The organism is Pseudomonas sp. MHK4 (assembly GCF_054600775.1).
On the sequence record NZ_BAAIAK010000034.1, the window covers coordinates 1 to 6,177 of the forward strand.

Annotated in this window: 5 protein-coding genes and 1 pseudogene; all 6 read left to right on the forward strand. The window is 56.2% G+C overall.

All coding sequences use genetic code 11. The features are described from left to right. On the forward strand, positions 1–532 hold a 532-nt coding region (locus tag ACYP2Q_RS31305), incomplete at its 5' end, for a DUF2345 domain-containing protein (protein WP_459734076.1). A 28-nt stretch (positions 533–560) separates the two neighbouring features. After that, positions 561–3,149 (forward strand): hypothetical protein, encoded by a 2,589-nt coding sequence (locus ACYP2Q_RS31310; protein WP_459734077.1) that lies wholly within the window; start codon positions 561–563, stop codon positions 3,147–3,149. Between the two features lie 13 nt (positions 3,150–3,162). Beyond that, a complete protein-coding gene (locus ACYP2Q_RS31315) occupies positions 3,163–3,567 on the forward strand; it encodes a lysozyme inhibitor LprI family protein (protein ID WP_459734078.1) in 405 nt (134 codons plus the stop codon). A 77-nt stretch (positions 3,568–3,644) separates the two neighbouring features. Further along, on the forward strand, positions 3,645–4,085 hold the full coding sequence (locus ACYP2Q_RS31320) for a hypothetical protein (RefSeq protein WP_459734079.1): 441 nt from the start codon (positions 3,645–3,647) through the stop codon (positions 4,083–4,085). A 333-nt stretch (positions 4,086–4,418) separates the two neighbouring features. Further along, complete coding sequence (locus tag ACYP2Q_RS31325) at positions 4,419–5,543, forward strand: hypothetical protein (RefSeq protein WP_459734080.1); 1,125 nt, start codon at positions 4,419–4,421, stop codon at positions 5,541–5,543. Continuing rightward, positions 5,544–6,177 (forward strand): annotated as a pseudogene (locus tag ACYP2Q_RS31330) (ImcF-related family protein); the annotation flags it as partial.

A 6,177-nucleotide genomic window follows, 5' to 3' on the forward strand; every position in this document is an offset into this window, starting at 1 on the left:
GCGCGAACAAATCGACGCGCTCCAGGCCGAGGTGATCCTGCTCAGCGCGCCCCAAGGCATCGCCTTGAGCAGTGGCGAGCACCTGCAACTGGCGGCGCAGGAGAATCTGATGCTCAACGCCGGTGGCGACGCCAACCTTAGCGTGTTCAAGCGCCTGTTCATGGGTGTGGGCCAGGGATTGAGCCTGTTCGTGCGCAAGCTGGGGATCAAGCTGATCGCCAATCAGGGCCCGGTCAGCGTGCAGGCGCAGAACGACTCCCTGGAACTGCTGGCTCGCCACGGGCTGTCGATTACCAGCACCGAAGACGAAATCCATATCACCGCGAAAAAGAAAATCGCCCTCAATGGCGGGGGCAGCTACCTCAACCTCGATGCGGGCGGCATTGAATCCGGTACGGCAGGCAATCACCTGGTCAAGGCGGCGCATCACGCGTTCAAGGGACCTGGCGAGCAGGCCCTGCAAATGTCGCCGCTACCGCAACTGTCTGAACACCTTCTCCAGTCCCAGGGACGTACGGATTTCTCTGGCTGACTCTTTCACAAACCTGGAGCGACACACCATGGCAAAGCTGCTCGACTGGATTTTTGGCCGCCACTACGACTCAAGCACCCCCAGGACCATGCCCCCGGTCTGGCCAACGCGCGACACCCAGCCCATCCCCCCAACAACAGGCTCGAAAACCGATGGCTTGCCGCCGCTGAAAAACTGGTGCCACCCATTCAAGGACACGCGCGACCCGTTGCAGCAGTTGACCCACCTGGCCAACGCCACCGCCGGTTACTACCCTCTGGGTCGCAATGGCCTGTGGCACGGCGGCGTGCATTTCGACAGCGGTACCGCCGCGGGCCTGAAGCAGCAATCCAGCGTGCACTGCCTGGCCGACGGTGAAGTGGTGGCTTACCGCATCGATCGGGAATCACCGAAGACGACCTACTACGACCACAAGCTCACCGTCGACAAACCCTTCTCGCGCAACTTCGTACTGGTTCGCCATCGCCTGCAGTTGCCGAAGATCGAGGAAAGCACCGACACGCCGCCGAGCCTGATCTTCTACAGCCTGTACATGCACCTACAGGATTGGGAGAAGTATGACGACGATCCGACCCTGGCGCGCCCCGGGTTCTGGTCCGAAGTGCACCGGGTCAAGGTGACGGCGAACGATCCGCATCCCGACGATCCCGAACAACGCGGCCTGCACGTTTACTACCGCCCCCGGTCCGGCAAGGTCGCCGACTTCCTGCCCCGCGGCGCCGAGGTGGTCATCAGCGGCCAGGGCGATTACCGCCGCCTGAAAAACCGCCTGGGCCCGGCCAGCCTGAGCAACGCCGACGGTTCGCAGCGCGGTTACCTCGCCTCCCGATATCTACGGCCGCAGGTCGGTGGCGAACATCGCATCGAAACCAATGGCGACGAGCTCAACGTGCGCCCCGAAGCGAGCCTGCGCAACGAAGTAATCAGCACGCTGCCCAATGGCATGGTCGTCACCGTCAGCGGTGAAGGCGAATTTCGCAAACTGGAACGGGTCCCGCAGTACGTACAGTTCGCGGGGCTGCAAAGCGTACTGGAACCGCTGGCGACGGATCAAATCGTGGTCCTCGACACCCCCGTCGCGATCCAGGCCGGCGCGCTGATCGGCCACCTCGGCGATTATCACAGCGAAGGGGCCGAACGACCGGAAAAGAAGCTGCACCTGGAAACGTTCAGCGAACAAGACATGGACGTCTTCCTCGTGGCCAGTCGGGCTTGGGCCCAACGCCTGCCGGCGAGTGAGCGAACCTGGCTGAAACTGGCCAAGGGCACCGCCGTGATGGCGCATCGCGACGGCGCGAGCGCCACGCGCTGGCCGGTGCCGAGCAAGACCGACCCGGTGAGCGACGCCGACCTGTTGATCCCGAAAAGTCTGCTTGAGGGCCTGCCGGCCGAGGACAAGTTTTCCGTGCCTGCTACTTCCTCCGACCGAAAGGCGCTCAATTGGTACCGCCTCGATGGCCTACTGCACGACGCCGCCGGCAATCTGCTCAACGGCTGGGTCCGCGAAGACGTGGGCGACACGCCCTGGGTCAGTCCCTGGGACTGGGAAGGCTACGAAGTCCTGCACGACTACGGTCGGCCCATCCATGCCATGGCGTCGTTCATGCGCAGCATGCGTCACTTCAGCGAAGCGCAACTGGAACGCTACCGATCCTTGGCCGACGACGAGGACCAGGGCCCGATCAGGAGCCGGTTGTTCGACATCATTGACCCCAACCGCGACGGCCAGATCACCGCCGACGAGTTGCAAGCGGCGCTCAGGTTGCCGGCGCACGCGCAAGCGATCGCGCAGATGATCATCCGCAAGGAAAGCGAGTGGTTTCACCGGGCACATGTCTGGGATGTGCTGGATGAAATGCTCGGCCATAGCGGGTCGACCCCGCACTTGAACTGGCTGGCGGAGAAGCAGCGGATCAAGGAACTCAGTTGGTGGGAAGAGGTGGCGGACAAAGTGGGGCTGCCGTCGTGGGGGAAGGCGTATCACTTTCATCCGGTTGGGTTGGTGGGGAAGTTTACTTCTTTGGATGAACTAAAAATTATTGCGGGCAAGATTACTTTCTGTGCCGAAGGTAATGATAATCCGACCTCAATGCACTACAGCAGAGTTATCCATTGGCCGGGAAATGATTTGTCTGGAGTGACTTTAGGGCGCGGTTATGACATGGGAAGTCGAACGGAAAGCGAAATCTTCAATCATATGATTGAAGCCGGAGTTGAGGATGAGAAAGCTCGAAGAATTGCATTTGCGCATGGGTTGAAAGGATTCGCCGCAAGGGATTTTGTAGCAAACAATAAAGCAGTGATTGGCGAGATAACTAAGCGACAGCAAATATCGCTATTCAATATTATCTATCCCGCGTATGTGGATAGAACTATTTCGATTTATAATAAGTGGACGCAAGCTGAGGTTGATAGGGTTTTATGGGAGGATCTTGGTCCTGTTGTTAAAGATGTGCTGGTTGACTTTGTCTACCAAGGATTTACCGCTGGGCCCAATCCAATGATATCAGGAATGCGAAATAGTAAGACGGACATGATTTTTTATATCGAGAATACACCAGCGATTAGCCAGTATGAACCGGGCAGGCAGAGAGCTAACTACTTAAGGGTTAACTAGTACGGGGTGCATTATGAAAATTAGATGTGTGATATGTTTGCTTTTGTTTGTTAGTGGGCTTTGTCGTGCGGAAAATATTCCGTCGGGGGTATGCTCTTATGAGGTTCTAAGTAGTCAAGAGATATATGAGTGCTCTAAATATGCGGCTGTTGAAGCAGATAAAATAATAAATGATGTCTATAGAGAGTTAAGTGAAAAAGTGTCTAGGGATTACCGGGCCGATCCTGACTTAGGAGGTAAGCTGATAGCGCATATAAAAAAATCCCAAAGAGCTTGGGAAGCACTAAGAGACGAAAACTGCGCAGTTGAGAGTTTCGTGGCCTTGCCCGGGACCCAAGCGTTTGAATCGACAACAAACTACTGTCTTGCTAAGCAAAGCACTGAGAGGGCGGTGTATCTAAATAATCTGCGATTCTGAGTAGGGGCTTAATTGTAGATTGAATAGTCGTCGGAACGCCTGGCAATGGCTTTACACGTCTCACGGAGTATTTGTAGATGAATGTATCGGTTTTTTTTGCCCTGCTATTTTGTGCGATTGGTATGGTCGAAGCTAAGGGGTTTGACTACAGAAGAGTCATCCTGGCTGGAACGGGGGATGTGGGAGAGCTATTTGTAAGATTTCTGGTTTTGTCCGGGGAGCCTTGTCTCATTATTCAAAATTTGGTTTCTGGGGGCAGCGGAAAAGTATTAGGCGAGAAAAGCATCTGTTCAATAGATGGGAAAAAAATTGAAGAGGATTATGCGGCTGTAGATTTTAAGAATGCAGTGTTTGAGGCGGGGAAGCTTGTATTTGACGTTGGAGTTACCCCGCTTCAGCCAATAGGTGAAACTATTTTGTCCTGCGAGGTTGTATTGTCCAATGGCCTGCCAGATCACCTCTTCTGCAAAGAGAAAAATCTCCTTAATGAAGGGCCTTGTACGACTCTCAGAAAATAGATTCTGGATTTTCAAGGCGGAGGTGGGTGAGTGAAGGTTCGTTACTTTGCAAAAAATTTTCTTGAGGCGTAAGTGTCGCAAGATTCGATAAAGCTTGTTGAGGTAGGTCATTGTGAAAAGGAATAGACAACGATTGGATCTGGTTTTTATTATTTTTTGCCCGTCAGTGAGTGCATTAATATCCTTCGCCTCTGTATCCGCGGGTGAAAAATAATCATGCCTGTCAGACTGCATAAAATCCCTTCTCCAGCCCCGCGCCCCGCATCACCTCGTATTTGGCCCTGGGTCTGTTTACTTCCTCTGCTTTTGTTGTTGAGCGTGGGAAAGACTTTGTTGTTCAGCGGTGAAGCGTTGAATCAACAATCCATTGATGTATGGCCGCGAGCTTTGGTCGTACCGCTTTTCGTCTGGTGTGTGCTGCTGTTCGCAAGGTTGCTGTTGTACATGGGGGAACAAGGTGCGGCCGATGGCTGGGACGAAGCCCGTGAAGAGGATTTGTGCCGAAAAATGCGTCGAGGTCGGCGCTCCCAACAAGTGTTAAGCGCGAACCTGCTCACTGCCCTGCGAAGTCCGGGTGAAGAAGGGACCACTCAGCTCGATGCCTTGCTGGGCGGGACGCAGGTATTGACTGCGCAACCGACCCGAATGGATGAATCCATCGTGCGTCATAGCCGCTTACCTGGCGCAAAGCATGAAGATCTGGAAAAAGTACTGCTCGGTGTCTTCAGTCAGGTTCTGGCTGAGTTGGCGCAAACGCTCGCACATCTGCCGGACGAGAAACCGTTGGCACTGTTGCTGGAGGTCGAGAGCGGTCTGCCGCAAAGTCAGTGGCGCCCAGCATGGCAAAGGGCATGGAGCGCGTCTGGCATCCGACAGTCAGTGGTGCCGGTCGAGGGGCAAGGGTTATCTGCGCTGGACCAGTGGCTCGACCAGCGCATAGATGATCAAGCGTTACTGCTGGTGGTGGCATTGCAATTTGCACCGCTAGAGCCTGAAGGCAAGGCAGAAGCGGCCGTCGGGCTACTTCTGGGCAACCGTTTGACGCAAACCACTTTATCGCCGATCGCCTACCTGCACCGACCGGAGCAGGCGCGAGCGTCCACTCCTGATGCATTGCTGTATGCCACTCGCCAAGCGCTGGATTGGGTGCCACTGGATGCCAAGTCAATCGAGCACGCGTGGCGGGCGGGAATTGATGCACAACGCAATGCGGCAATAAGCACGGTCCTGGCTGAAGTGCCGATGCCGGTAAAACACAACCAGGGGCTGATCGACCTGGATGCGTCGTTAGGACACTCCGGCACTACGTCGCCGTGGCTGGCAATCGCTGCCGCAACGCAGACCATTCAGCGCGGCGCTGGGCCGCAATTCATTTTCAGTGGTGACAGCGCCGTCGATGCGGGGCTCTGGAGCACGGCGCTGACGCCCGTCCTGCCGCTTTCGACGAAGGAATCTTGAATGCAGTTTCGACGCTCTTTAGGGCCGAGTGTATTGGTCGGCCTATTAATTCTGACGGGTGTGCTCCTTGAAATTCTGGCCTGGTATTTTCCCCAGTGGTTGGGGATTCGTGCTGACAGCGACCGGCAACACACCTGGTTGCTGGCGATACCTGCGTGCACAATTATCGTCGTGATGCTCTTGGGAACCTACCGTTTGCTGTGGGGCCGTCTGGGGCAATCGGTGTATCGCGTCGAAGAGGCCGACGACGTTCTCGAGCCACCGCGCACGAACACTCCGAAGTCCCTGATCGCGCAAGAGGTTCGCGTGGCTCAGGTGTCTCTCAAGGATTATTACGGTTCCTTCTGGCGCCTCAAGGTACGCGTGCTCCTGGTCGTCGGCGAACCCGAACAGATCGAAGCCATCGTCCCCGGCCTGACCACCCGGTGCTTCCTGCATGCACAAGACACCGTGCTGCTCTACGGCGGCAGCATGCAGGCGCCAACCCTGTTCAGCCAATGGCAGGGGTTGAGCCGCTGGCGTCCCTTCGATGGCGTGGTCTGGGCCTTGAACAAGGCGCAGACCACCGACGCCGCGACTATGGGGGAAAACGTACGGCGCCTGTGCGGTCTGGCTCGAGCGCTGCATTGGCAGT

Coding starts and splice junctions, on each gene's coding strand:
- ACYP2Q_RS31310 (WP_459734077.1), top strand. CDS start 561: ATGGCAAAGCTGCTCGACTGGATTTTTGGCCGCCACTACGACTCAAGC.
- ACYP2Q_RS31315 (WP_459734078.1), top strand. CDS start 3,163: ATGAAAATTAGATGTGTGATATGTTTGCTTTTGTTTGTTAGTGGGCTT.
- ACYP2Q_RS31320 (WP_459734079.1), top strand. CDS start 3,645: ATGAATGTATCGGTTTTTTTTGCCCTGCTATTTTGTGCGATTGGTATG.